Annotated in this window: 21 protein-coding genes; 4 read left to right on the plus strand and 17 right to left on the minus strand. The window is 54.0% G+C overall.

Translation table 11 applies throughout. The features are described 5' to 3' along the window. Nucleotides 1-11: 11 nt before the first annotated feature. The 12 genes from ACPUC7_RS07885 to ACPUC7_RS07940 form a co-directional block, all read right to left on the minus strand. Nucleotides 12-1373 (minus strand): LLM class flavin-dependent oxidoreductase, encoded by a 1362-nt coding sequence (locus ACPUC7_RS07885; RefSeq protein WP_494922448.1) that lies wholly within the window; start codon nt 1371-1373, stop codon nt 12-14. Continuing rightward, entirely contained in the window at nt 1370-2572 is a 1203-nt protein-coding gene (locus ACPUC7_RS07890; RefSeq protein ID WP_494922449.1) for an SfnB family sulfur acquisition oxidoreductase, read from the minus strand. Before ACPUC7_RS07890 ends, ACPUC7_RS07885 begins: the two co-directional genes overlap by 4 nt. Nucleotides 2573-2581: 9 nt before the next feature. Further along, nucleotides 2582-3787, minus strand: coding sequence for an SfnB family sulfur acquisition oxidoreductase (locus ACPUC7_RS07895; protein ID WP_494922450.1), 1206 nt, complete (start codon nt 3785-3787; stop codon nt 2582-2584). A 409-nt stretch (nt 3788-4196) separates the two neighbouring features. Continuing rightward, entirely contained in the window at nt 4197-5627 is a 1431-nt protein-coding gene (locus ACPUC7_RS07900) for a hypothetical protein (protein WP_494922451.1), read from the minus strand. 198 nt (nt 5628-5825) lie between these two features. Next, nucleotides 5826-7031, minus strand: coding sequence for a lactonase family protein (locus ACPUC7_RS07905; RefSeq protein ID WP_494922452.1), 1206 nt, complete (start codon nt 7029-7031; stop codon nt 5826-5828). 178 nt (nt 7032-7209) lie between these two features. Beyond that, nucleotides 7210-8226, minus strand: a complete 1017-nt coding sequence (locus ACPUC7_RS07910) for a C45 family autoproteolytic acyltransferase/hydrolase (protein WP_494922453.1) — start codon at nt 8224-8226, stop codon at nt 7210-7212. A 21-nt stretch (nt 8227-8247) separates the two neighbouring features. Further along, complete coding sequence (gene glnQ, locus ACPUC7_RS07915) at nt 8248-8970, minus strand: glutamine ABC transporter ATP-binding protein GlnQ (RefSeq protein WP_494922743.1); 723 nt, start codon at nt 8968-8970, stop codon at nt 8248-8250. 2 nt (nt 8971-8972) lie between these two features. After that, complete coding sequence (gene glnP / locus ACPUC7_RS07920; protein ID WP_494922454.1) at nt 8973-9629, minus strand: glutamine ABC transporter permease GlnP; 657 nt, start codon at nt 9627-9629, stop codon at nt 8973-8975. A 51-nt stretch (nt 9630-9680) separates the two neighbouring features. Then, the gene (gene glnH, locus ACPUC7_RS07925; protein WP_494922455.1) at nt 9681-10433 is read right to left on the minus strand and encodes a glutamine ABC transporter substrate-binding protein GlnH; all 753 of its coding nucleotides are present in this window, start codon (nt 10431-10433) and stop codon (nt 9681-9683) included. Between the two features lie 131 nt (nt 10434-10564). After that, nucleotides 10565-11119, minus strand: coding sequence for a carboxymuconolactone decarboxylase family protein (locus ACPUC7_RS07930; RefSeq protein WP_494922456.1), 555 nt, complete (start codon nt 11117-11119; stop codon nt 10565-10567). After that, nucleotides 11116-12456 (minus strand): aspartate aminotransferase family protein, encoded by a 1341-nt coding sequence (locus ACPUC7_RS07935; protein WP_494922457.1) that lies wholly within the window; start codon nt 12454-12456, stop codon nt 11116-11118. Before ACPUC7_RS07935 ends, ACPUC7_RS07930 begins: the two co-directional genes overlap by 4 nt. Nucleotides 12457-12582: 126 nt before the next feature. Beyond that, a complete protein-coding gene (locus ACPUC7_RS07940; protein ID WP_494922458.1) occupies nt 12583-13446 on the minus strand; it encodes a MurR/RpiR family transcriptional regulator in 864 nt (287 codons plus the stop codon). 137 nt (nt 13447-13583) lie between these two features. Between ACPUC7_RS07940 and ACPUC7_RS07945 the strand changes: the two genes are divergently transcribed. After that, on the plus strand, nt 13584-14222 hold the full coding sequence (locus ACPUC7_RS07945; protein WP_494922459.1) for a LysE family translocator: 639 nt from the start codon (nt 13584-13586) through the stop codon (nt 14220-14222). Nucleotides 14223-14262: 40 nt separating this feature from the next. On the opposite strand, the gene ACPUC7_RS07950 is transcribed toward ACPUC7_RS07945, so the two are convergent. Both ACPUC7_RS07950 and ACPUC7_RS07955 read right to left on the minus strand, forming a co-directional pair. Next, on the minus strand, nt 14263-15063 hold the full coding sequence (locus ACPUC7_RS07950; protein ID WP_494922744.1) for an inositol monophosphatase family protein: 801 nt from the start codon (nt 15061-15063) through the stop codon (nt 14263-14265). A 71-nt stretch (nt 15064-15134) separates the two neighbouring features. Further along, nucleotides 15135-16040, minus strand: coding sequence for a LysR family transcriptional regulator (locus tag ACPUC7_RS07955; protein WP_494922460.1), 906 nt, complete (start codon nt 16038-16040; stop codon nt 15135-15137). Nucleotides 16041-16172: 132 nt separating this feature from the next. Between ACPUC7_RS07955 and ACPUC7_RS07960 the strand changes: the two genes are divergently transcribed. From ACPUC7_RS07960 to ACPUC7_RS07970, 3 genes are all read left to right on the plus strand, one after another. Beyond that, nucleotides 16173-16865 (plus strand): SDR family NAD(P)-dependent oxidoreductase, encoded by a 693-nt coding sequence (locus tag ACPUC7_RS07960; protein WP_494922461.1) that lies wholly within the window; start codon nt 16173-16175, stop codon nt 16863-16865. A gap of 86 nt (nt 16866-16951) precedes the next feature. Next, a complete protein-coding gene (locus ACPUC7_RS07965; RefSeq protein WP_494922462.1) occupies nt 16952-17773 on the plus strand; it encodes an MBL fold metallo-hydrolase in 822 nt (273 codons plus the stop codon). Between the two features lie 4 nt (nt 17774-17777). Then, the gene (locus ACPUC7_RS07970; protein WP_494922463.1) at nt 17778-19100 is read left to right on the plus strand and encodes an amidase; all 1323 of its coding nucleotides are present in this window, start codon (nt 17778-17780) and stop codon (nt 19098-19100) included. Nucleotides 19101-19225: 125 nt separating this feature from the next. Here the strand turns inward: ACPUC7_RS07970 and ACPUC7_RS07975 are convergent, their stop codons facing one another. Genes ACPUC7_RS07975 through ACPUC7_RS07985 form a run of 3 tightly spaced genes read right to left on the minus strand, consistent with a single transcriptional unit; the run spans nt 19226 to nt 21858 of the window. Beyond that, nucleotides 19226-19633, minus strand: a complete 408-nt coding sequence (locus ACPUC7_RS07975; RefSeq protein WP_494922464.1) for a DUF2000 family protein — start codon at nt 19631-19633, stop codon at nt 19226-19228. A gap of 34 nt (nt 19634-19667) precedes the next feature. Then, on the minus strand, nt 19668-20525 hold the full coding sequence (locus ACPUC7_RS07980; protein ID WP_494922465.1) for a helix-turn-helix domain-containing protein: 858 nt from the start codon (nt 20523-20525) through the stop codon (nt 19668-19670). 34 nt (nt 20526-20559) lie between these two features. Next, nucleotides 20560-21858: an SLC13 family permease gene (locus ACPUC7_RS07985; RefSeq protein ID WP_494922466.1), complete on the minus strand. Its 1299-nt coding sequence runs from the start codon at nt 21856-21858 to the stop codon at nt 20560-20562. Nucleotides 21859-21928 lie beyond the last annotated feature (70 nt).

Raw genomic sequence — 21928 nt, forward strand, 5'->3', positions numbered from 1 at the left:
CTGAGGTTAAATTAACGAAGGTTAAAAGTGTTACGCCAGCGCGCCGCCGGATGGCGATCGGGCAAACGGTCGTGTTGTTGAAAGATTTTTTGCCGTAGCGAACCGGGCTGGTAAGCGGTTTTGAAGCGCCCGCGCTGTTGCAGTTCTGGCACCACTAAATCGATAAAATCGCGGTAACTCTGCGGATTAAGAATGCGCGTCAGGTTAAAACCGTCGATATCACCCTCATCGATCCACCTAATCAGCGCATCCGCGACCTGGTTAGGATTGCCAACAATCAGCGGATAACGGCTGCCCATGGCGTGTTGCTCCAGCAAGCGACGTCGCGTCCAGCCGCTAAAGGCTTTGCTCACCGATTCAATGGCGCGCGTGTCGCCGGTTTGAATTGGCTCATCCAGTTCGAAGGCCGCCAAATCCAGGCCAATCGAACTGGAAAAGTGCGCGATCCCCGCTTCCGGGCTGGCGTATTCGAGATAGCTGCGCTGTTTTTCCTGCGCCTCACGCTCCGTCGGAGCCACGATCACGCTTACGCCCATAAAGATGCGCAGATCGTCAGGATGGCGGCCGGCCGCTACCGCCGCATGACGTAAGCGGGACGATTGCTCGCGCATTGCCGCTGGCGAAGCGGCATTCACAAAGCTGCACTCAGCATGACGTCCGGCAAACTGCACGCCGCGCGCCGATGATCCCGCCTGAAACAGCAGCGGCGTGCGCTGCGGCGAGGGACTACTCAGGTGATAGCCTTGTACCTGATAGAATTCGCCTTGATGATTGATTTGCCGGATTTTATCGGCATCGGCGTACACCCGATTCACTTTGTCCTGCTTTAGCGCATCATCCTGCCAACTGCCTTCCCACAGCTGATAGGCCACATCGAGAAATTCATCGGCCTGATCGTAACGACGATCGTGAGCCAGTAACTGCTGCTGGCCCATGGCGCGCGCGGCGCTGTCGAGATAACCGGTGACGATATTCCAGCCAATGCGGCCTTTAGTAAGATGGTCAAGCGTTGAAAAGCGACGCGCGAACGGATAAGGCGCTTCATAACTGAGATTGGCAGTGACGCCAAAACCGAGATGCTGCGTAACGCTCGCCATGCCGGAAATCAGCATTAAAGGATCGTTTACCGGTAACTGGATCGACTCTTTCGCCGTTAAGCCGATGCTGTGCTGATAGACGTCATACACGCCAAGAATGTCGGCAATAAACAGTCCATCAAACAGTCCGCGCTCCAACAGTCGTGCCAGATCCAGCCAGTAATCTAACGAATTGAAATCCACCGAACGATCTTGTGGATGCGTCCACATACCGTGATGAATATGCCCAACACAATTCATATTGAACGCGTTGAGCAGAATCTGTTTCTGGCTCATATCGTCCCCCGACGAGGCGGCAGTACGCCATTCAGCAGATAGTTGCCAATCGCCGGATATTTCCAGCGCACCGGATCGTGCAACGTATGGGTACGCGCGTTGCGCCAATGGCGATCGAGATTGTGTTCGCGCAGGCTGGCACGTGAACCGCCGAGTTCAAACAGCAGATTGCTGGCTTCCAGTGACACCTCGGTGGTCCAGGCGCGAGCCTTCGCCACTTCAATCGATGCCAGCGCCACCTTTTCTGCACTGGAATCGCGTTGCGCAGCATCAACAGCATCGCCTGCCAGCGCCAGCAAGGCATCGCCCGCACTCAGTCGTGCCGCCAAACGCCCGGTACGATCCAGTGTTAACGGATCGTTTGTAGCGTGATCCACGCCGCTGTCTGGCCACGGACGCGCTCGCTGACGCAGGAAATTCAGCATGTCGTTGAACGCCGCACGTGCGATGCCTTGATCAATAGCGGCATGCATGATTTGCGCAAATGGACCCACGGTGGTTGGGCGCTCGAATGCCGTCTGGAATGGCACCACATCCTCCACTGCAATCGCCACATCACGAAATTGCACGCTGCCGCTGCCGGTGGTGCGTTGCCCAAAACCGCTCCAGTCGTCGATGACGGCGACGCCAGGTTGCTGGCGCGGTACAAACACCAGTTGTTCTTTACCGTCATCGGCAATCGCTAACGTTGGAATGCGGTCGGCATACAGCGCGCCGGTGCAGTAGAACTTGTTGCCGTTGAGACGTAAGCCTTGCGCCTGCAGCGACACCGAGGTTGAACGCTGATGTGCTGCCGCTGAACTGAACTCCGCCAATGCATTACCATGATGGACACCGGCTAACACTTCGGCATACAAACGCTGTTTTTGTGCCTCGCTACCGTTGATGCGCAACACTTCTAACGCGTAAAAGTGGTTTTGTGGCACCTGACCAATCGAGCCATCCGCGGCACTCAATATCACGAATATCTCGGTCAATGCGGCGGTGGAAATCTCAATCCCGCCGAAGGCACGCGGCACGGTGATGGCACCGAATCCAGATTGAAACAGTTGCTGCAACTCAAGATGCGGCAACTCTCGCTGGCGATCGCGCTGCGCGGAGCCAGTTTGAAAACGTGTGGCTAATTCTTGCGCCAGCTGCAAGGCTTGCTGAGCACTGTTAATGCGCGAAGCCCGCTGCTTCGGCGATACCTGCGTCATGTTCGCTCCTTAAATCCACGCATGACGCGCAGGCAGCGCGTCGTTGAGGTAATAGTTGCCGATGGCGTGCGTCTTCCAGCGCACCGGATCGTGCAACGTATGGGTTCGCGCATTGCGCCAGTGGCGATCAAGCCCATGGCGCAATAACGTTGCGCGACTGCCGCCCCATTCGAGCAGCTTCTCACTGGCGCGAAGGGCAACTTCAGTGGTGAGCACTTTGGCTTCGGCCACCGCAATCGATGCCTGAGCGCAGTTTTCGGCAGTCAATGATTGCGGGTCGATACGGTCCAGCACTTTTGCCGCCCGCACTAGCAGCGCATTTGCGGCGCTAAGCTCGGTGCTGATGCGCCCGACATCGGCGAGGATGTAGGGGTCGTCAGCGTTGCGACTGACATTGGCATCAACCCATGGACGCGAACTGCTGCGCACAAATTCCAGAGCGTCATCCAACGCTCCCTGCGCAATACCGGCATCAATCGCCGCCTGAATCAGCTGGGAAACCGCACCGCGCAGCGTCGGCTTTTCGGCGGCAGGCAGCGGAATTAACAGCGCCGGATCAATCGCTACCTGTTGCAGTTTTACCGTGCCGCTGGCGGTGGTCCGTTGGCCAATGCCAGACCAATCATCCACAATCTCCACGCCGCTGACGGGCAACGGTATAAACGCCATCATCGGTTGCTGATCCTGCATGGCGGTGGTAGCCAGAATGTCGGCGAACAACGCGCCAGTGGAATAAAACTTCTCGCCATTGAGTTGCATACCGTGTGACGTCGTCACCAGTTGTGCCTGCACATCGCGCGTGTGTTTGGTGTTTTTCTCTGGACCACCGTTGCCGAGACGCTGACCACCGACCACCGCACGCAACAACTGCTGCTGTTGCTGGGGTGTGCCTTCACCGAGGATGAACTGAATTAAGCCAAAGTGATTTTGGGGAATTTGTCCCAGCGAGGGATCGCTGGCGGAGATCAGCCGAAAAACCTCTGCCAGGGTTTGGAACGACAATCCCGCCCCGCCAAATTCACGCGGCACGCTGATACTGCCCAAGCCGGATGCAGTGAATTGGTTGAGTAGATCGACAGGGTAAATGCGCTGCTGATCGCGCTCTAGCGCACCTTTTTTCGCCTGTTCGGCAATTTGGCGCGCAGCTTCAATGGCTGCGGCATCACTGCTTAATACTGCGACCGGGTTAAGAATAAGGTCACTGATGTGAGTCATCGCGAATACCATTTTTACGACGTGCAGAAGAGTCAGTCCGCAATAAAAATACTGCGAACCATAAAATGAATAACACATTGAGCGCGATGATAATCAGTGCGATTAAAACAAGTAAATAGCGCGGTTATGCTATATCTTGCAATGGGTTTCTATTATTAATCTATGGATTTATTGAAGCACAACAATAGGCTGGCGGCGGCGCTGCGGGGAATTAATGCGTATATAAATGCGACGAGTAATTCTTAAGATCAAATAACGCTATGCAATTTTAGGTTGTGCAAATGATTATTTTTACGGCGCTCACCATAAATGACGGCCCTACAAAACCGCGCGGAATTCGTAGGGTCGCCATTTATGGTGATCTTATGGCATTTTGCGGGATTTTATTAGGTCGCCATTAATGGCGACCCTACGATTTAAATTTTGCATCAAACAGCGCAGCGGCAAAACTGCGCGTGGATTCTTTTTTCGCGCTATGCGGAATCTGCACGCTATCCACCAATTTCGCCAGCTGATAGGTTTGCACCGTTTCGTTCTGCGTTAATTGCTGCGAATAGTGTGCCGTCAGTTCGCCTTTCTTATTCTGCGTCACCGCCGTTTGGCTGCGTTCTTCATCATCGATTAAATGGTATTTGTAGTTTTGCGAGGATTTCTGCTCAGTGAGTTTCGCCGCTGAAGCGGAATCCAGTGCGGTATGGAAACTGGCTTTGAGTTTAAACAGCGTTTGTTGGCTGAGCTCCTGCGTGTCGTCGTGCTGCTGCGAGGTGGTTTTCTGCGCCACGTTGAGCGAGAAGGTATCTTCCTCTTCCGGCTTGTACGGATTACCGGAAACCGGCGTCTGCTGATACGAAGCGGAGAAATCCGCCAGACCGCTGATAGCACCATTCTTCGCCGCATTGGCATCAATCGACTTCACGCGCTGGGTATTAATGCTTTCGCTGGCTTTACCGTCGGTGGTATTGAGCGCGCGGAAGCTGTCTTTGAACAAATCCAGCATGTCACGATTGCCGTGACCGCGCGCCGCAGCCTGATCGAACTTGCTGCTCCACTGATCCAACGCCGCCTGTTGCTGTGCTGCGCTGCCCGCTTGGGTCAGTTTCGACACATCAGTATCGAGCTTGATACTGACATCCCCATTATGGAAACCGAGCCAGCGCTCCTGATCATCCGCATGCAGATTCAGTGATTGTGTCACCTTGTCGCCATTACGCAGATCGGTCTTCACATCGACGCTTTTCAATTGCGAACTATCAAACTTCATTAAATCGCTGATGTCGAGCTTGGTGCTGCTGGAATCGAGTCCATCCAATGTCTTTTGTAAACCGGCGGATAGCTGGCCGATCGCCATCGCCTCGTCATTACTCAACTGGCCGCCGCTGGTTTTCAACTCAACAACCATGCCGTCTTGCTGACGCGTCATCTGCAAACTGACCTGCACGCCAGATTGCGTGGTGATGGTCATTGCCAATGCGCTTTGGCTGCTACTTTGCGCGCCACTAACCGCTGCGCTGGCAGGGACACTTAAAGTCACATCGCCGCGCTGGCTGACCAAATTACTCAGCAAGGTGCTGCCGAGGCCGTTCATTGCCACGCCGTCAGAATTTGCCGCACCATTTAATTGTGCTTGCAGCTTGCTGCTGATATCGCCCGAACTTTGTACCTTAGCCGGTTCGATTTTATAGATCGCCGCGATTTCGTCGCTGGCCTCGCTGAACGTCACTTTAGTTGACGCCTCCGCCGTTAAGGCGTTTTGCGCGTTTTTGTTGTTGATCGACGGCGTGACCACCGCATTCGACGCAATGAGATTTCTTAGTACGCTGCTGCCAATCCCGTTTAGCATGAAAATAATCCTCGTTGTGTACTATTCCTGAGAGTTATCGGCATCGGGATGGATAGCTTTAGCCACGTTTATGTGATGTGGTCACCATAAATGGCGACCTTACAAACACACTCGGACATTCGTAGGGTCGCCATTTGTGGTGACCGCGAGAGTTGGCACGAATTAAAGGTGCGCATTAATGCGCACCTTCATCAAAAGTTAGTTAAAGAATTTGATATCGGTAGGATTCGGCATCTTCGCCACTTCACCCGCCGCTTGCAGTACGCCGGTTTGCGCATCGAAATGGAACAGGGTGATGTTGTTGGTGAACACATTGGCAACGTAAAGATATTTGCCGCTGGCATCAAAAGAGAAGGCGCGCGGTTCAATGCCATCGGCTTTGTAGCGTTTCGGCTCGGTAAGCATGCCATCCGCACCGATTTTGAACACCACCAAACTGTTATCCGAGCCACGATTAGCGGCAATCACGAATTTGCCGTTCGGGCTCAAGATGATGCCACCGGCACTTTTGAACTCGGTGCTGCTGTTTTCCGTGTTCAACTTCACTTTTGCTTGCTGCTCCAGACGATCGTCTTTCACCGCAAACACCACCACTTCACCGGCCATTTCGGTGGTGACATAAGCATGTTTGCCGTCTGGCGAGAACAGCATGTGGCGCGGACCAGAACCTGGCGTAAAGCTGACATCACGCGCGGTATCGGCCACTAATGGCTGGGTTTTTCCGGCGTGATAAGCAAAAGCATGCAACTTGTCGCCGCCGAGATCCGCCGCATACAGATATTTGCCATCATGGGTGAAGGTGGTCGAATGCGCATGGCCGCCATCCTGACGATCTTTCACCGCGCCCGTTCCGCTGGCAAAGGGGAAATTCTGCACCTGTTCGCCCAGCGATCCGTCATGATGGATCGGGAACACCGCCACGCTCGCGCCGCCTTTGGCCACCGAATAGTTAGCGACAAACAGGAATTTACCGTCCGGGCTGATGGTCGCGTGCGTTGGCTGCTGGCCGTGGCTGTCCACTGCATTGATGACGCGGACTTTACCGCTGTTATCAATCGCCAGCGCCGTGACCGCACCGGCGTTTTCTTCATTGGTGGTGTAAGCAAAATGGCCATCATGCGATTTCACAATCCACGATGGGCTTTTCATTTTGATGAAATCAAGTTGCGTCAGGCTTCCGTCGTGATTGACCTGCAAACGGTATAAACCTTCGCTGGGATGACCAGGATTTTGCACCAACGGCGCATCCGGGATGCTGGTCCATGTGCCCACTAAAGCTGTCTGATTGGTGTGTTGCGCTGCGTTTGCCATTGCACTCCCCGCTAAAGTAATAACAGCTAGCGATAATGCCACGGATAAACGCGATGCCAAACCGCCACAAGCGGATTTATTGTGCTTATTCATAGATCTACCTCACCATAATCGGAATTTTCTAAGCAAAACATCACTGAAAAATTGGATTTATTATCGGGATGGCTGCCTCAGATGCGGGCCGCTTAACGACTATAGTGGGATTGAATCGAATGGGGCCCGAGCAAGGTGATCGGGCTCACAATGTTGCGGATTTGTTAGGAAATAAACGTTACAGCGACAGCTTCAATGCGGCGATTTCACGATTGTGGGTGAATATTTGCACGCTGACCTGCTGGGCGCTGAGCACTAAAATCGCGGTTGCCAGCGTGTTCTCTTCATCAGGATCGTGCGGTGACAGACGGTAAATCGGCAATTCTGCATCATGCTGATCCGACAGAATCTTCAGCGCATCCTCTGCATTCAGTTGCGCCTGCGTTTGCTGCCAATCTTGTAACCGCGCCTGACGCGAGCCGGAACTTGCCGTCACCACTTGTTCCAGCGGCGCAAGTTGCTGATGAATCAGATGATTAGCGTGACCAAAAACGGCATTGAGTGGCTGTACCGAACAGCCGCTGCCGGTAGCTTCCACACTGAAAATCCGATCATCACCGAGTTGCCCTAAAGTGTGATGAAACGCGCCCGCGCGCGGCGTGGCGGTGAGAATGGCAACGGCTTCATCCAGCGTATGCGCATTCAACGCGGCGCGCGCCAAAATCTGGCGCGGCATGCCAACGGGACGTTCGACAGCGCGAATGTTGTTAACGGTGTTGACCAGCCCTTTTTCATTCACCGCAAAAGTATGACCGCAAATCGAGCCGGGATAAGCAAAGCTGGTGAAGGCCAAACCATCGTTTGGCGTGATGCTGACCAGCGCACAATCCTCGCGCAGCTGCGGGAAACCGTCTTCGTTATGTGCAATCACCCGCTCACCGTTGGCGCTTACGCCAGCCACGGTGGTGCAGCCATCCGAGGTTGAGCGCACCAGATCGCCGCGACAGTTCCACGCAAACACCTCATCTATCGGCGCGTGTAAACCCGCCGCCATGCCTTCGAGCTCCTGCCAGATCAGCGGAAACTGTGTTTGCACTGCCGCGCGCATCGCCAGCGTTGGGGGCGCATCTTTCATGGCGATGACGGTTTGCCACAGCGCGATTTTCGTCAGTTTGTTATGCCAGGCGGCGCGGCCAAATTCACCGAGTTGCTGACCGACTTCGAACGATGAACCGCTAAGGGTGATTTTTTTCATAGGGAGTGTCTTCATTGCTAATCAGGATACGTGTTGCAAAAATTCTTTCAGTCGCGGATTGCTGCTGGCGGTGAGCAGCTTATCAGGTGCGCCATCTTCGGCAATGGTTCCACCGTCAATAAAGATCAAACGTGAAGCGACATCACGCGCAAAGCCGATTTCATGGGTGACGATCACCATCGTCATGCCCTCTTCTGCCAGCGAGCGCATCACCTTTAACACTTCATGACGCAGTTCAGGATCGAGCGCCGAAGTTGGCTCATCAAACAGCATCATTTTGGGTTTGACCGCCAGCGCGCGGGCGATAGCAACGCGCTGCTGCTGGCCGCCAGAAAGTTCAGACGGAAAATGATTGGCGCGCTCGCGTAAACCAACGCGATCCAACAGCTGCATGGCTTGCTCACGCGCCGCTGCCTTGCTGAGCTTACGCACGCGAATCGGGCCAAACATCACGTTCTCCAGCGCGGTTAGGTGCGGGAACAGATGAAATTGCTGGAACACCATGCCCGCTTCGCGGCGGATATCGCACTCATTTGCGTGCGGATCGGTGATGTGCATGCCAGCCACCAGCAACGTCCCGGAGGAAATCTCTTCCAGTTTGTTGATACAGCGCAGCAAGGTTGATTTGCCCGAACCCGATGGCCCAATGATCACCACCACTTCACCGGCTTCAATCTTCAAATTGATATCGTGCAGCACCTGCGTGCTGCCGAAACTTTTTGCCACGCCGCTAAATTCAACCATGCTCATAAAATATGCATCCTCTTTTCCAACTGTTTGAGCAGGAAGCTAAGACATAAGGTGACTAACAGATAAATCATCGCCACCGCGCTCCACACTTCCAATGCCCGGAAGTTACCGGCAATAATTTCCTGGCCCTGGCGGGTTAATTCCGCAACGCCAATCACAATAAACAGTGAGGTATCTTTAATGCTAATTATCCATTGATTACCCAACGCCGGAATCATGCGGCGTAATGCCAGCGGCATAATCACGTATAACAAGGTACTGCGCTGTGATAACCCCATTGCCAGGCTCGCTTCCTTAAAGCCTTTGTTAATTGATAAAATCGCGCCGCGCGTTATCTCGGCGATATAAGCACCGGAGTTGATAATAATGGTAACAATCGCGGCGGTAACTGGATCAATACGAATCGGCATCACCATCGGTAAAGCAAAGTAAATAAACATCACTTGCACCATAATCGGCGTGCCGCGAATCACCTCAACAAATATCAGTGATAATGTTTTACTGATCCGTCCGCCTAAGGCGCGGCAGGTGCCCGCAAACAGGCCAATAATAAAGCCACCTAACAAGCCCGAGAGTGAAATAATCAGCGTTAACTGCAATCCTTGCAATAACAGCGGCAAGGACTCCCAAATATATTTGGTTTCGAAATTCATAATACGATCCGTTGTGGCGAAATAAGGCCGGATATCTCCGGCCATAACCAGTTATTTAGGTTGTTTGTCGAACCACTTAACGTAGATGCGATTGTAAGTGCCATCGGCGCGCAACGCTTGCAATGCCGCGTTGACTTTCGGCGTCAAGCTGCTGTTTTTCTGCATCGCAAAGCCGTACTGCTGCGGCAGAATGCTGTCGGTTTCGCCGGTGGACTTCACCTTACCGCCGCCAGCCGTTTTGACGTAATACAACACGTTTGGCGAGTCATGCACCACCGCATCGAGATTGCCTGCTTGCAGATCCAGATAGGCATTATCAATATTCGGGAATTCAACGTAATTGGCTTTATATTGGCTTTTCATAAAGCTGGCAGCAGCGGTGCCTTGTTTTAATCCAACGCGCTTACCGGCTAAATCGCTAAATTTGCTGATGCCATTGTCGCTGCTTTTTACCGCCATCAACAAATCAGCATCATAATATCCGTCACTGAAATCCACCACTTGTTTACGCGCATCGGTAATGGTAATTCCCGCCATTGCCACATCAAGATTACGTGATTGCAGGCCAGGAATTAGGCCGCCAAAATCCATCGGGCGTAATTCATAGCTGACATGCATTTTTTGAGCGATGGCATCCCATAAATCAATGTCAAAGCCGACATATTTATCGCCCTGCTTAAATTCAAACGGCACGAACGCGGTATCAACCCCAACCACAATTTTATCCTGTGCCGCAGCAATAAAGCTCGCTGAACAGGCCACTAACGCCAGCGTCACTTTTAATTTGGTGAGAAACGTAGACATAATAATCCTCAGTGTCAGTGAAACAGTATGCAAAGAAGATCGCGCAGCAGAATAAGATCGGCCAGCGATAGCAATATTAAAGTGGTATTGCTGTGCGAATAGAAATAACGTTCTATTCGCACATCGAGCACTTACTCAGGAATAATAAAATCCTGGGTGTCGGGTACCGGCGTCTGTGCACCGTTCATGATCATCGAGAGAAAACTGTAATAACCGTTGATACCAATCAGATCGACCACGCCTTTTTCACCCCACAGGGCAATGGCTTGTTGCCAAATCTCGTCGCTGACTTTTTTCTGTTGATGTAATTGCTGGCAAAAATGATAAACAACCCATTCATCGTCCAGCAGATCGTCCGGCAAGCGGTTTTGATTAATCGCCTGCACCGCCGCCGCGGAAATACCTTTATCACGTGCGATGGGTGCATGAATTGCCCACTCAACCGGCTGTGCCCAATGTCGCGCCGTCATCAATATCGCCAATTCTGATAAACGCTGGCCGATTGAGCTGCGATAACGCAGATACTCGCCCATGCGTTGCGCATGCGCCATTAATTCTGGGCTGCGTAACAAGGGCTCGAACGGCGGCAGCAATGCGCCGCGCGGGCCGTTAATGATCTCTTCGGCTAACAGGCGCTGCTGATCGTCCCAGGCCGATGGCGGCAACGGCGGTAAGCGATTGATCATACGCGCTCCGCCAATTTGCTGGTCTCTTCGCTGATCACCTGATGCAGCGTATCAACGATAAAATCGAGTTGTTCGGTGGTGACAATAAACGGCGGCGCGATCAGAATATGATCGCCATATTGGCCGTCAATCGTGCCGCCCATCGGATAAACCAGTAAACCGCGCGCCATGCAGTTGGCTTTGATCGCCGCGTGCAGTTTCAATGCGGGATCAAACGGCGTTTTGCTGGCTTTGTCCTGCACCAACTCAACGCCAGCAAACAATCCGCGTCCGCGCGTGTCACCAACGTGTGGCAGCTCACCGAGCACCTCGCGCAACCTTTTTTGCAGATAAGAGCCCTGCTGTTTTACTGCATCGAGTAGATTGTCGCGCTCGATCACCTGCTGCACCGCCAGCGCCGCCGCAGCCGCAGTGGCGTGACAAATGTAGGTGTGACCGTGTTGGAACAAACCGCTCCCAGCTTGCAGCGCTGTGACAATTTTCTCGCTGGCGAGCACTGCACCAATCGGCTGATAACCGCCGCCCAAACCCTTGGCGATGGTGACCAGATCTGGCACCACCTCATCCTGCTCAAACGCATACAAGGTGCCGGTACGTCCCATGCCGCACATCACTTCATCAGCGATATACAAGATGCCGTATTGATCGCAAATACGGCGCACGCCTTGCAGATATCCCGGCGTCGGCGGTGTTGCGCCGGTAGTGGCACCGACCACCGTTTCGGCGCAGAACCCGATAATGGTTTCCGGGCCAGCATCGATGATCGCCTGCTCAAGTTCCTTCAATAGACGTTGGGTATATTGCTGTTGGCTCTCGTCGGCGCGGCGATCGCGATATTCATTGCAGGCCGAGACGCGAATCACATCGATCAGTAACGGGGCAAATTGGCGACGTCGCCACTCATTACCGCCAACCGCCAGCGCACCCAAGGTGTTGCCGTGATAGCTCTGCTTGCGGGCGATGAATTTGGTGCGCTTAGGCTGACCGATTTCCACGAAATACTGGCGCGCCAGTTTCAGCGCGGTTTCTACCGCTTCTGAGCCACCGGAAACAAAATAGGCATAATTGAGATCGCCAGGCGCGGTGCGCGTTAATTGCTCCGCCAGTTGTTCAACCGTGTCACTGGTGAAGAAACTGGTGTGGGCATACGCCAGCTGATCGATTTGGCGATGCATCGCCGCGAGCACATCAGGATGTGCATGACCTAAACACGAAACCGCCGCGCCACCGCAGGCATCCAGATAATGTTTACCCTGTTCATCGGTGATGTAAGCGCCTGCTGCGCCAACCGCCACAGCAGGCGTGCTGCGCAGGCTACGGTGAATGATGTGACTCATGAAAATACAGCTCCTGAAAATGCTCGCTCATCAATTGATGACGTCATAGTGCAGGATTCATTTGGATCACGTCAACGCAATAATGATTCAAATGCATTGTATTTTCTTATGATGGAAACAGATGAATCATTTCCAGCTTTTGCCCGGCACCACGTAAGCACCCGAATCAATCAAATAGCGTTCTGCATTTTCGATTTTGTTGACCGCATCACGCCCATGTCGCGCCACCAGCATCGCCATTAAACACTCGGCGATACCCATGCCGGAAACCACTGAAGGGAAAAATGAAGGGCTGTCGGTGGAGAAAAGCAGCGTGCAATCGGCGGCTTGCGCCAACGGCGAAACCGGTGAATCGGTGATAGTGATGATCTGCGCGCCCGCCTGTTTGGCGGCATGCAGCACATCCAGCGATTCGCGCGAATACGGCGCAAAGCTGGTCAGTAGTACACAATCTTTAGCACTGAGTTCGCGGGTAAAAACTTCGATATTGCTGGCTAAACCATCTATCAACGAGACCTGACGATTGAACAGCCGATAAACGTAAAACAGCGACCACGCGATGGGAAAGCTGGCGCGAAAGCCGCAGATATAGACGTTCTCTGCGGCATCTAACAGTGTAACCGCCTGCTCCATCGCCGCTTGGTTCTCATTTTGCGTGAAAGCCAGATTGGTTTGATGCGCGGCAAACACTTCCAGATACAGCTCAGATTGCGGGCCTTTGGCGATCAGCTTCTCGGCTTTTGATCCATATGTATCACTGCGCAATCCGAGATCATCAATAAACGCATCTTTCAGCTCGTTCCAGCCATCAAAGCCGAGGCGCTGGGCCAATCGTAACAAGGTGGCCGGTTTCACCCCTGCTTCCGCTGCAAAGCCGCGCATCGATTGCACCACCAGCTGATTGCTGTTTTGCAGGGAAAACTCGGCGGCGCGTTGCAATTCAGGTGACAGCGCGTTGAACTGGTTAACAATATTTTCTCGAAGATTCATGGCGTTCGGTCAGCAGATTTCGTATCTGTGCATCTAAACATAATTGCGCGTGTGACTCTAGCGGGCAGCGAGTGCGAATCAATTCGCAACATGCTTTAATAACGCTCATTAATCGAATCAAGGACGTTGACCTTGCTATGTTGCAGTTTTCAAATGGTTTTCTGCTGAGTTTGTCGTTATGCCTCGATATCGGCCTTGCCAACATTGCCATGATTACGCTGGCGATGCAGCGCGGCTATTTTCATGGTTTCTGGCTGGGGATTGGCACCTGCATTGGCGATTTGATTTACGCCGTGCTGGCGCTGGCCGGCATGGCGATTGTGTTGCAGTTTACCGCGGTGCGTTGGGCATTGTGGATTGGCGGTGGCATTTTGCTGTTGTGGTTTGCCGGTAAAATGCTGCACGCGGCGTTGAAGCAACAGGCCGCTTTGCCAGAAAGCGAACAACAACCGTATCGATCGCTGCTGCGCGAGTTTAGTCGTGGCGTGATGTTAGCAATGTCGTCGCCGACCGCCATTTTGTGGTTTGCCAGCGTCGGCGGTGCGTTAATTTCACGCATGGGACACGGCAGCACCGCGGCGACATCCTCGTTCCTTGGCGGCTTCTTTATTGCCGGTGTGGTGTGGACCTGCGTGCTGTGTTTGGTTGGCAGTATGGGTGGCAAATTGCTCGGCCAGCGCTTGCTGAAATATTCCTATTTAGCATCAGCGATTATTTTCGTCTATTTCGCGGTTTATGTGATTTGGTCGGGATATCGTGAGTTTATTTTGGTGTGATTGCAAAAGCGGTCACCATCAATGGCGACCGCCAGCGGCATTATATTCCGGCAATACGTTTCAAATCGGCCTCCGCACCGGGCGCAACCGCTAACACTTTCGCCCCTTGCAGCAATCGCTCGCCTTCGGTATTGAACGGGTGAAACCAACCGCCCGCCTCTTTCACCAGACAATAACCCGCCAGACAATCCCACGCGTGCATGCAAGGTTCGTAATAACCGACCACCCGCCCCGCCGCGACCCACGCCAGCATCAACGCACCTGAACCAATGCGAATAAAGTTGCCACCGGCTTCCAGCAACGACGCAAGAATTCTGCCGACTTCTGCCGGGCTTACATGGCTATTGGCACCGAAACCGGTGACATGATTTTGCAGCGTGCGTGTTGCGTCCACCTGCAAGCGCTGACCATTCAGCGTTGCGCCTTGGCCAATCGCCGCCACGTAGCACTCTTGATAAGTCGGCGCGAAGATCACGCCAATCACCGGCACGCCATCATGCAGCACGGCGACGGAAACACACCAGTTCGGCATGCCGTTGAGGAACGGGCTGGTGCCATCAATCGGGTCAACCACCCATGTGTAACCCGATGTGCCATCTTGCAAACCATACTCTTCGCCGAGAAAACCATCGTCGGCAAACTGCGCGCGAATTTGCTGGTCGATCATCTGTTCCACTTCGCGGTCAGCGCGTGATACCACATCCTGCAAATCGTATTTGGTTTCCACCACTAAAGTGTCGCGCTGATGGAAATACTCCAGCGCCTTAGCACCGCCTGCACGGGCGACTTTCTCCGCCAGAATCAGGCGCGATAACAGCGGGTCGTAATCTAATTCACTCATCATCCATCCTCAGCTCAACTGGCAATCAGGCAATATCACCTTTATTCATGACAATTATCTGATTGTAGGCGCTATTTGCTGTGACAGACCTGCTTTACCACACTGCGCAGCCAGCGATGCGCCGCGTCATTTTCCAAACGCGGATGCCACAATTGCGACACGGTCATTTCTGGCGTAGCGAAAGGGAGTTCAATCATCGCTAGCGAGGCGCTGTTTTTGATCAACGGATGATGGAGGAACAACGAATGCGGTACTAAGGCAATGAAATCCGTATTCTGCACCAGCGTCACGGCGCTGGAGAATGCCGGGACCAGCGCCGCAATCTTGCGCGTGTATCCCGCCTGTTGCAGCGCATCGTGAATCGGACCGCCCAATTCACCACGACGCGAGGCGACAATCTGCCCGAAGGCAGCAAACTGCGGGATATCGCAATGTTCAGTCAAAGGATGTTCAGCGCGCACTACGCCGACAAAACGGTCGCGAAACAGCGCCTGCAAACGGATCTCCGGCCCCATATTGCCCAGCACGCCGATTTCCACATCAATATTACCTTCACGTAAATCGCGCGCGCTTTTCTCCGGCTTTGGCACAAAGCATAACCATGATTTAGGCGCTTGATCGGCCACGGCAGCGATCAGCGCGCTGCCGAAGGTCTCAACAAATCCTTCATTGGTGCGCAAAGTGAAGCAGCGTTCCAATTGTTGTAAATCCAGCGTTTGTGCTGCCGGGCTTAACACGGCACGCGCTTCCGTAACCGTGTGATGGGTGCGTTCACGTATCGCTTCGGCATACGGCGTTAACACCATGTGACGCCCAGCGCGCACCAATAACGCATCGCCGGCGGTGGCGCGTAAACGTCCCAAGGTGCGGCTCATCGCCGATTCGCTTAATCCTAAGCGGCGTGCAGCACCGACTACGCTGCCTTCAATCAGCAACGCATCCAGCGCAATCAGTAAGTTCAGGTCGGCATCATTCATGGCGGTTATCGTTGATCATTCACTCCTATAACACAAGGCGTTTGGTGCAGGTTATCAATGCAGATACTGCGTGTTCCGCCTGCTCTTGTGCCACGCTACACTGTGCTCACCACTTAAAGAGAGGAAGTGAACATGACAACACCAATGCGCGTATTACTGATTGGCGCTTCACGCGGCCTGGGATTTGCTCTGGCGGAAACCATGCTCCAACGCGGTTTTCAGGTGGTAGCAACCGGACGAGAAAATTCGACCGACAATCTGCAACAACTAGCACAGCGTTACCCGCAACAACTCAGCGTGGAATGCGTGGATATCAATCAACCTGAGCAGGTTAAGGCGCTGCATACACGATTGGCCGATCGCCAGTTCGAAATGCTGTTCGTTAATGCGGGTGTGAAAAATGACGACGCTGAAACCATCGCCGATGTTTCAACCGAGGAATTTACCCGTGTGATGGTCACGAATGCGCTAAGCCCGCTGCGCGTGATTGAAACTTTCAAAGATCAGGTCATCGCCACCGGCACCATTGCGGTGATGTCTTCCGGGCAAGGCAGTTTGACCAATAACACCAACGGCAATTACGAGGTATATCGCGGCAGTAAAGCGGCACTGAATATGTTCATGCGCAGTTTTGCGGCGCGTAATCCCGATCAACACACGTTATTGCTGATGGCACCGGGTTGGGTGCGCACCGATATGGGCGGACCAGAGGCGCGATTAACCATTGAGGAGAGCATCCCGAATTTGCTGAATACCATGCAGGCACAAGCAGGCAAAGGCGGTATACATTATCTGGATTATTTGGGGCGTGTGGTGCCGTGGTGAATCAGGGCGCGTATTGATGGGCTAACAAAATCGTGATGCCGTCAGTATAGTGAGACCACATCACGATAACCCTTGAGGAATACAGCATGACGATTGGTGTTGGCGATTGGCAGATAACGAAAGTGTGTGAACAAGTCGCGCCCTTCCCGATGGGCGTGCTTTTTACGCCACATCGCGCGGAGATGAGCGAGGAATTGGCGCAACAAACAGCGGAAATGTCGATTCATAGTTGGGTGCTGCGTAACGCGGAACACACCATCATCATTGATACCGCGACAGGAAATGGGCGCAATCGTGCCAATAAGCCGCTGTTTCACCAGCTCAACACCGCCTATGCCGAAAACCTCGCTGCGGCAGGCGTCGATCCCGCCGCAGTGACACTGGTGCTGATGACGCACATTCATACCGATCACGTTGGCTGGAACACCACCCAACGTGACGGCCAATGGCAACCGATGTTTCCTAATGCGCGCTATGTCTGCTCGGCGCTGGAATTGGCGCGCTGCCAGAACGATCCTGCGGCGCAGGAACTCTACCTTGACAGCATTTTACCGCTGATCGAAGCCGGTCAGTTGGACACCATCAACGTACAGGATTCCCCGCTGTTTGCCGGTGCGCTGCGCTATATGTCCACCCCCGGCCATTGCAGCGATCATGCTTCTATTGTGCTGGAAAGTGGCGGCGAATCGGCTATTTTTGCCGGTGACGTGATGCACAATGAGATTCAGTTTCGATACCCTGCGTGGAACTCGCTGTTTTGTGTTGATCAACCGCTTGCCATCCATTCCCGCCAACGCGTTGTAGACTGGTGTCAGCAACATCAGGCCATCTGGTTCAGCACACATTTTGCTGGCAGCTCGTGCGGACGCGTCTCGCGTGACGGGCAATGGATTCCGCTGGAGGTTTAACCCAATGCAGTACACCGATTATCTCGGCGCGTCGATTGACGCATTACAGCAGGCGCTACAACAAGGTGCGGTGAGCGCGCGCCAGTTAACCACTTTTGCCTTGCAACGCATTGCTGACGTGGATCAACCGCGCTACAACGCCATGACCTGGTTGTTTGCCGATGAGGCGCTAGCAGCGGCGGACGCGAGCGATGCGCGTCGCCAGCACGGCGAGGGGATGGGTCCGCTGGAGGGCATTCCCATGCTGATCAAAGACAATATTCAGGTCAAAGGTTGGCCAACCAGCGCCGGTTCAGTACTGCTGCGTGAGGTGATTGCCGAAGAAGATGCGCCGCTGGTGACCAGGCTGCGAAATTCAGGCGCGATTCTGATTGGCAAAACCGCCATGCATGAACTGGCGGCGGGTATTACTGGCGCATCATCGTTAAGCGGCTTTACCCACAATGCGTGGCTGGAAGGCCGCTCTCCGGGCGGATCGAGCAGCGGTTCCGCGGTGGCCGTCGCTGCCGGATATGTGCCGCTGGCGATCGGCAGCGATACAGCCGGTTCCGTGCGCATTCCGGCGGCATTTAATGGCTTGTTTGGTTTGCGTATGACGCGTGGTGCCATCAGCATTGATGGCATTGTGCCGCTTTCGCCAACGCAGGATATACCCGGCCCGCTGGCACGTTCAGCAGCTGACTTGCGCCTGGCAACCGAAGTGTTAAGCGGACAACGCTTTGAAGCGTATGACCCACCGCTGCGCATCGGCATTTGGCATGAAGGATTTGCTGCCGGAGAGGATGAAATCAATCAGTCGGTGCGCGCTGCGCTAAGTCAGTTTATGACGCGTGAGGTGAGTTTTCCTGAACTCGCCACGCTGGCGACGGAAGCCAACATTATCGGCTATGAATTCGCCGAAGCATTGGCGGCGTATCTGGCGGATAAACCGGCGGCGGAATGCCATACGCTGCCAGAAATTGTGGCTTCGAAGCGTTTTCATCCGCAGCTGGAGGCGATTTTTAGCGCCCGCGCCCACCATCCGGGTACGGATACGGAAGCCTATCAAGTTGTACTTGAGCGCCAGCGCGCCTTGCTTAAGCAATTAACCGCGTTCTTCAGTGCGCAGCAGATTGATTTGTTGGCTTATCCCGTGGTGCGCCACGCGCCGGTGAAGCACGGCGAGATGCAGGAAGGCAGCAACGCGTTGATTTCAGCGGTGACTGGGATGCCCGCGATCAGCATTCCAGCCGGGTTGAGCGATGAAGGTTTGCCAATTGGATTGGAGCTGCTGGCATTGCGTGGGCGGGAGGATCTGCTGTTAGCGGCGGCGGAAAGATTTTTGTAGGGTCACGTTAATGGTGTAAATATCAGCAGTTAAGCCTCTTTTGGTCACCATAAATGGCGACCCTACGAATGTTAAGTGCGCTTTTGTAGGGTCGCCATTTATGGTGACCGTTGCAACAACATGGACTAACTGTGCAACGCCAACCCCTTAATCGCCTTATCCACCGCTTTCTTCGGCCCGCGCAGCGCGATGCCGACCAGATTCAAATTATCTGCATCTTCGGCTTTAAACACTTCGCGGTTCGCCGCGTCGTGACCAGTGGAAAACATCGCTTCCACGTATGGAATCAAGGTTAGCTCGCGTTCCAGCCCCTGACGATGCGCGCGCTGCAAGCCAGCCAAATCACCGGCGAACACCAGCATCGGTTGCCCCGCCATATTGCCGTACTGCCGCAGTTTCGCATCCACGTAAGGTTCACCCATCATCTCCGGCGCGGCAGAGGCAATGCCGGTGGCAAGAAACGCCACCACATTCAGGCGCTGCCAAGTGGCTAAATCATCACGTACTATCAGGGCGATTTTGGTATCAAACATCTGTAACAACTCTCCGATGACAACGAAAACCTCATCATCTAAGAGCCGGTACCTGCGGGTATAGAACGTTTGTGCACTGACGTTGATAAGTGGCGGGCGTCATGCGATAGGCGCGCTGGAACCAGCGGCCCAGATGGCTTTGATCGGCAAATCCCACCTGCGCGGCAACGTTCACCGGCTCGACGCCTTGCGCCAATAACGCGCGCGCGCTGCGCAGGCGCAAACGCACTAAATAAGCATGCGGTGATTGGCCGAACGCCTGTTTGAACTGACGAGTTAAGCGAAAACGGTCGATGCCGGAAAGGCGTGAGAGTTCGTCCAGGCCAATATCCTGTGCCATAAAGTCATGCAGATAGTCACGCAGCAGCTGCATCTGGCGCATCGCTTCGCTGTGCTGCACGCTGGGTTTGGTATCCAGATGGCGGGAGAGCATGGTTAACAGATGATCGAGGCTTTGATCGCGCGCCAACCGCCCTTCGCCTTGATGCACCGCAAACCAGGCTTGTTGGATAGCGCTGGCGAGCAGCGCGTCATCGGTGAGCGTGTGGCGGAACGCACCTTCAATATTCGACACATCGCCCAAACCGCGACGTTGCATCATCTCCGCCACCCACGTTTGTGGCAGATACAGCATCACATAGGTGAAGCCATCAGCATCGGGCGCGTGGCCATCGTGCACCGCGCCCGGCTCAATCAAAATCGCCCGGCCTGGCGTGCTGGTGTGCAGCGAGCGATGACAGTTGAAGCGCTGAAGACCTTGCTGCGTCACGCCCACCAGCAATTCGTCGTGATCATGCGGATCGTAAGCATGACCGCGAAAATGCGCGTTGACGCTTTCAATTCCGGTCTCTTCATCACGACGAAAATCAACCCAATCGTTATTGGCTGGCATAGGCGTTCTCAGGCAAACATATCAGGTAAGCATCTCAGGCATAGCCTAGCAGTCGGAACCACAGATAATCCAGTGGCAACAACAGCAGCGCGCTAAAGACAAAAATCAGTGCACACAACTGTAATCCCGCTTTGGCTGGCACGTTACCCAGCCCCATTGCCACCACCACTGGCGATGCCTGATACGGCAGCAAAGGCGTGGCGTAAGCCAATACCTGCAACATAATCACCGTCAGCAGCGGGAAGCCGGAAGCGCTAGCCAACTCTTGCGCCATTGGCGTCACCATGGCTGGCACGCCGTTGGCGGTGAGAACAAAATTCAGCAGCGATACCAGCGCATTCAGCACCGCGAAATTGCTGAATGACGCTTCAGGCTGCAACGGCAACACGTTAAGCAGTGCGTTGGCGATGAGGCGACCTAAACCAGACTCCACCACCAGCGTTGCCACACCGAGAATACCGCCAATGTAGATGCAGGTGCGGATGTTCACGCCGCTGGCAAAATCTTCGCCAGAGAGGAAACCAACGCGCGGCAGCAGACAAATGCAGGCCGCCGCCAATCCTACCCAGGCGGCGGATAAACCGTGCAGGCTGTCGGTCATCCACAGCAACAGCGTCACCGCCAATATGACCATCAAGCGCCATTCACTGGCACTTAACGGCACTAAACTATCACGCTGTTGCACCGGCGTAGTTTGGGCGCGAAACAGCCATAACAAGCAGCCGACCAATATCAGCCCTTTGCATATGCCCACTATTGGCATATGCAGCAACCACCACGGTAACCATTGCAAATGCAGTTTATAGGCGCTTTCCGCCGCACCGCTCAGTACCAAATTGGGCACATTGGCCGGTAAAATGCTGGCCGAAAGTTGGAAAGTGCCGAATCCCACCGCCAGCGCCAAGCCAATGCTGCCGCGACTGCCGGCTTTGATCCCGGCTCTTTCACCCATTGCCAGCACCACCGGCATCAGCAGCGCAATGCGTCCCATGTTTGACGGCATAAAAAAGGCCAGCAAGTAGCTGATTAACACGGTTCCGGCGATCATCCGTGGCCAGCTTTGGCTGAATGGCACCACCAGATAATTGGCCCAGCGCTTCGCCAGGCCGACTTTGGGAATTGCTGTACCGAGCACAAATCCGCTTAGCACCAGCCAAAAAGCCGATGAGGCAAAACCGCTAAATACCGTGCTGGCGGGTGCGAGATGCAACAACATCGCGGCGGCGAAGAACAACAATGCGGTGAGATATTCGGGCAGTTTTGCGCTGGCCCACAGCAGGATGGTGCAGCCTACCACTAGCGCGGTGAGCCAAATAATGAGATCTGATGTCACAGCTGAACTCCCTTTCCTATCGTGGTTATGTCCCAAATCGGATGGCTGCACATACCGTAGCGGCGCGATT

It is taken from the genome of Pantoea sp. CFCC18179 (assembly GCF_059412405.1).

Bases quoted from the DNA above. Each gene is read 5' to 3' on its own strand.
- ACPUC7_RS07885 (WP_494922448.1), bottom strand. From the start codon at position 1,373: ATGAGCCAGAAACAGATTCTGCTCAACGCGTTCAATATGAATTGTGTT.
- ACPUC7_RS07890 (WP_494922449.1), bottom strand. From the start codon at position 2,572: ATGACGCAGGTATCGCCGAAGCAGCGGGCTTCGCGCATTAACAGTGCT.
- ACPUC7_RS07895 (WP_494922450.1), bottom strand. From the start codon at position 3,787: ATGACTCACATCAGTGACCTTATTCTTAACCCGGTCGCAGTATTAAGC.
- ACPUC7_RS07900 (WP_494922451.1), bottom strand. From the start codon at position 5,627: ATGCTAAACGGGATTGGCAGCAGCGTACTAAGAAATCTCATTGCGTCG.
- ACPUC7_RS07905 (WP_494922452.1), bottom strand. From the start codon at position 7,031: ATGAATAAGCACAATAAATCCGCTTGTGGCGGTTTGGCATCGCGTTTA.
- ACPUC7_RS07910 (WP_494922453.1), bottom strand. From the start codon at position 8,226: ATGAAAAAAATCACCCTTAGCGGTTCATCGTTCGAAGTCGGTCAGCAA.
- glnQ (WP_494922743.1), bottom strand. From the start codon at position 8,970: ATGGTTGAATTTAGCGGCGTGGCAAAAAGTTTCGGCAGCACGCAGGTG.
- glnP (WP_494922454.1), bottom strand. From the start codon at position 9,629: ATGAATTTCGAAACCAAATATATTTGGGAGTCCTTGCCGCTGTTATTG.
- glnH (WP_494922455.1), bottom strand. From the start codon at position 10,433: ATGTCTACGTTTCTCACCAAATTAAAAGTGACGCTGGCGTTAGTGGCC.
- ACPUC7_RS07930 (WP_494922456.1), bottom strand. From the start codon at position 11,119: ATGATCAATCGCTTACCGCCGTTGCCGCCATCGGCCTGGGACGATCAG.
- ACPUC7_RS07935 (WP_494922457.1), bottom strand. From the start codon at position 12,456: ATGAGTCACATCATTCACCGTAGCCTGCGCAGCACGCCTGCTGTGGCG.
- ACPUC7_RS07940 (WP_494922458.1), bottom strand. From the start codon at position 13,446: ATGAATCTTCGAGAAAATATTGTTAACCAGTTCAACGCGCTGTCACCT.
- ACPUC7_RS07945 (WP_494922459.1), top strand. From the start codon at position 13,584: ATGTTGCAGTTTTCAAATGGTTTTCTGCTGAGTTTGTCGTTATGCCTC.
- ACPUC7_RS07950 (WP_494922744.1), bottom strand. From the start codon at position 15,063: ATGAGTGAATTAGATTACGACCCGCTGTTATCGCGCCTGATTCTGGCG.
- ACPUC7_RS07955 (WP_494922460.1), bottom strand. From the start codon at position 16,040: ATGAATGATGCCGACCTGAACTTACTGATTGCGCTGGATGCGTTGCTG.
- ACPUC7_RS07960 (WP_494922461.1), top strand. From the start codon at position 16,173: ATGACAACACCAATGCGCGTATTACTGATTGGCGCTTCACGCGGCCTG.
- ACPUC7_RS07965 (WP_494922462.1), top strand. From the start codon at position 16,952: ATGACGATTGGTGTTGGCGATTGGCAGATAACGAAAGTGTGTGAACAA.
- ACPUC7_RS07970 (WP_494922463.1), top strand. From the start codon at position 17,778: ATGCAGTACACCGATTATCTCGGCGCGTCGATTGACGCATTACAGCAG.
- ACPUC7_RS07975 (WP_494922464.1), bottom strand. From the start codon at position 19,633: ATGTTTGATACCAAAATCGCCCTGATAGTACGTGATGATTTAGCCACT.
- ACPUC7_RS07980 (WP_494922465.1), bottom strand. From the start codon at position 20,525: ATGCCAGCCAATAACGATTGGGTTGATTTTCGTCGTGATGAAGAGACC.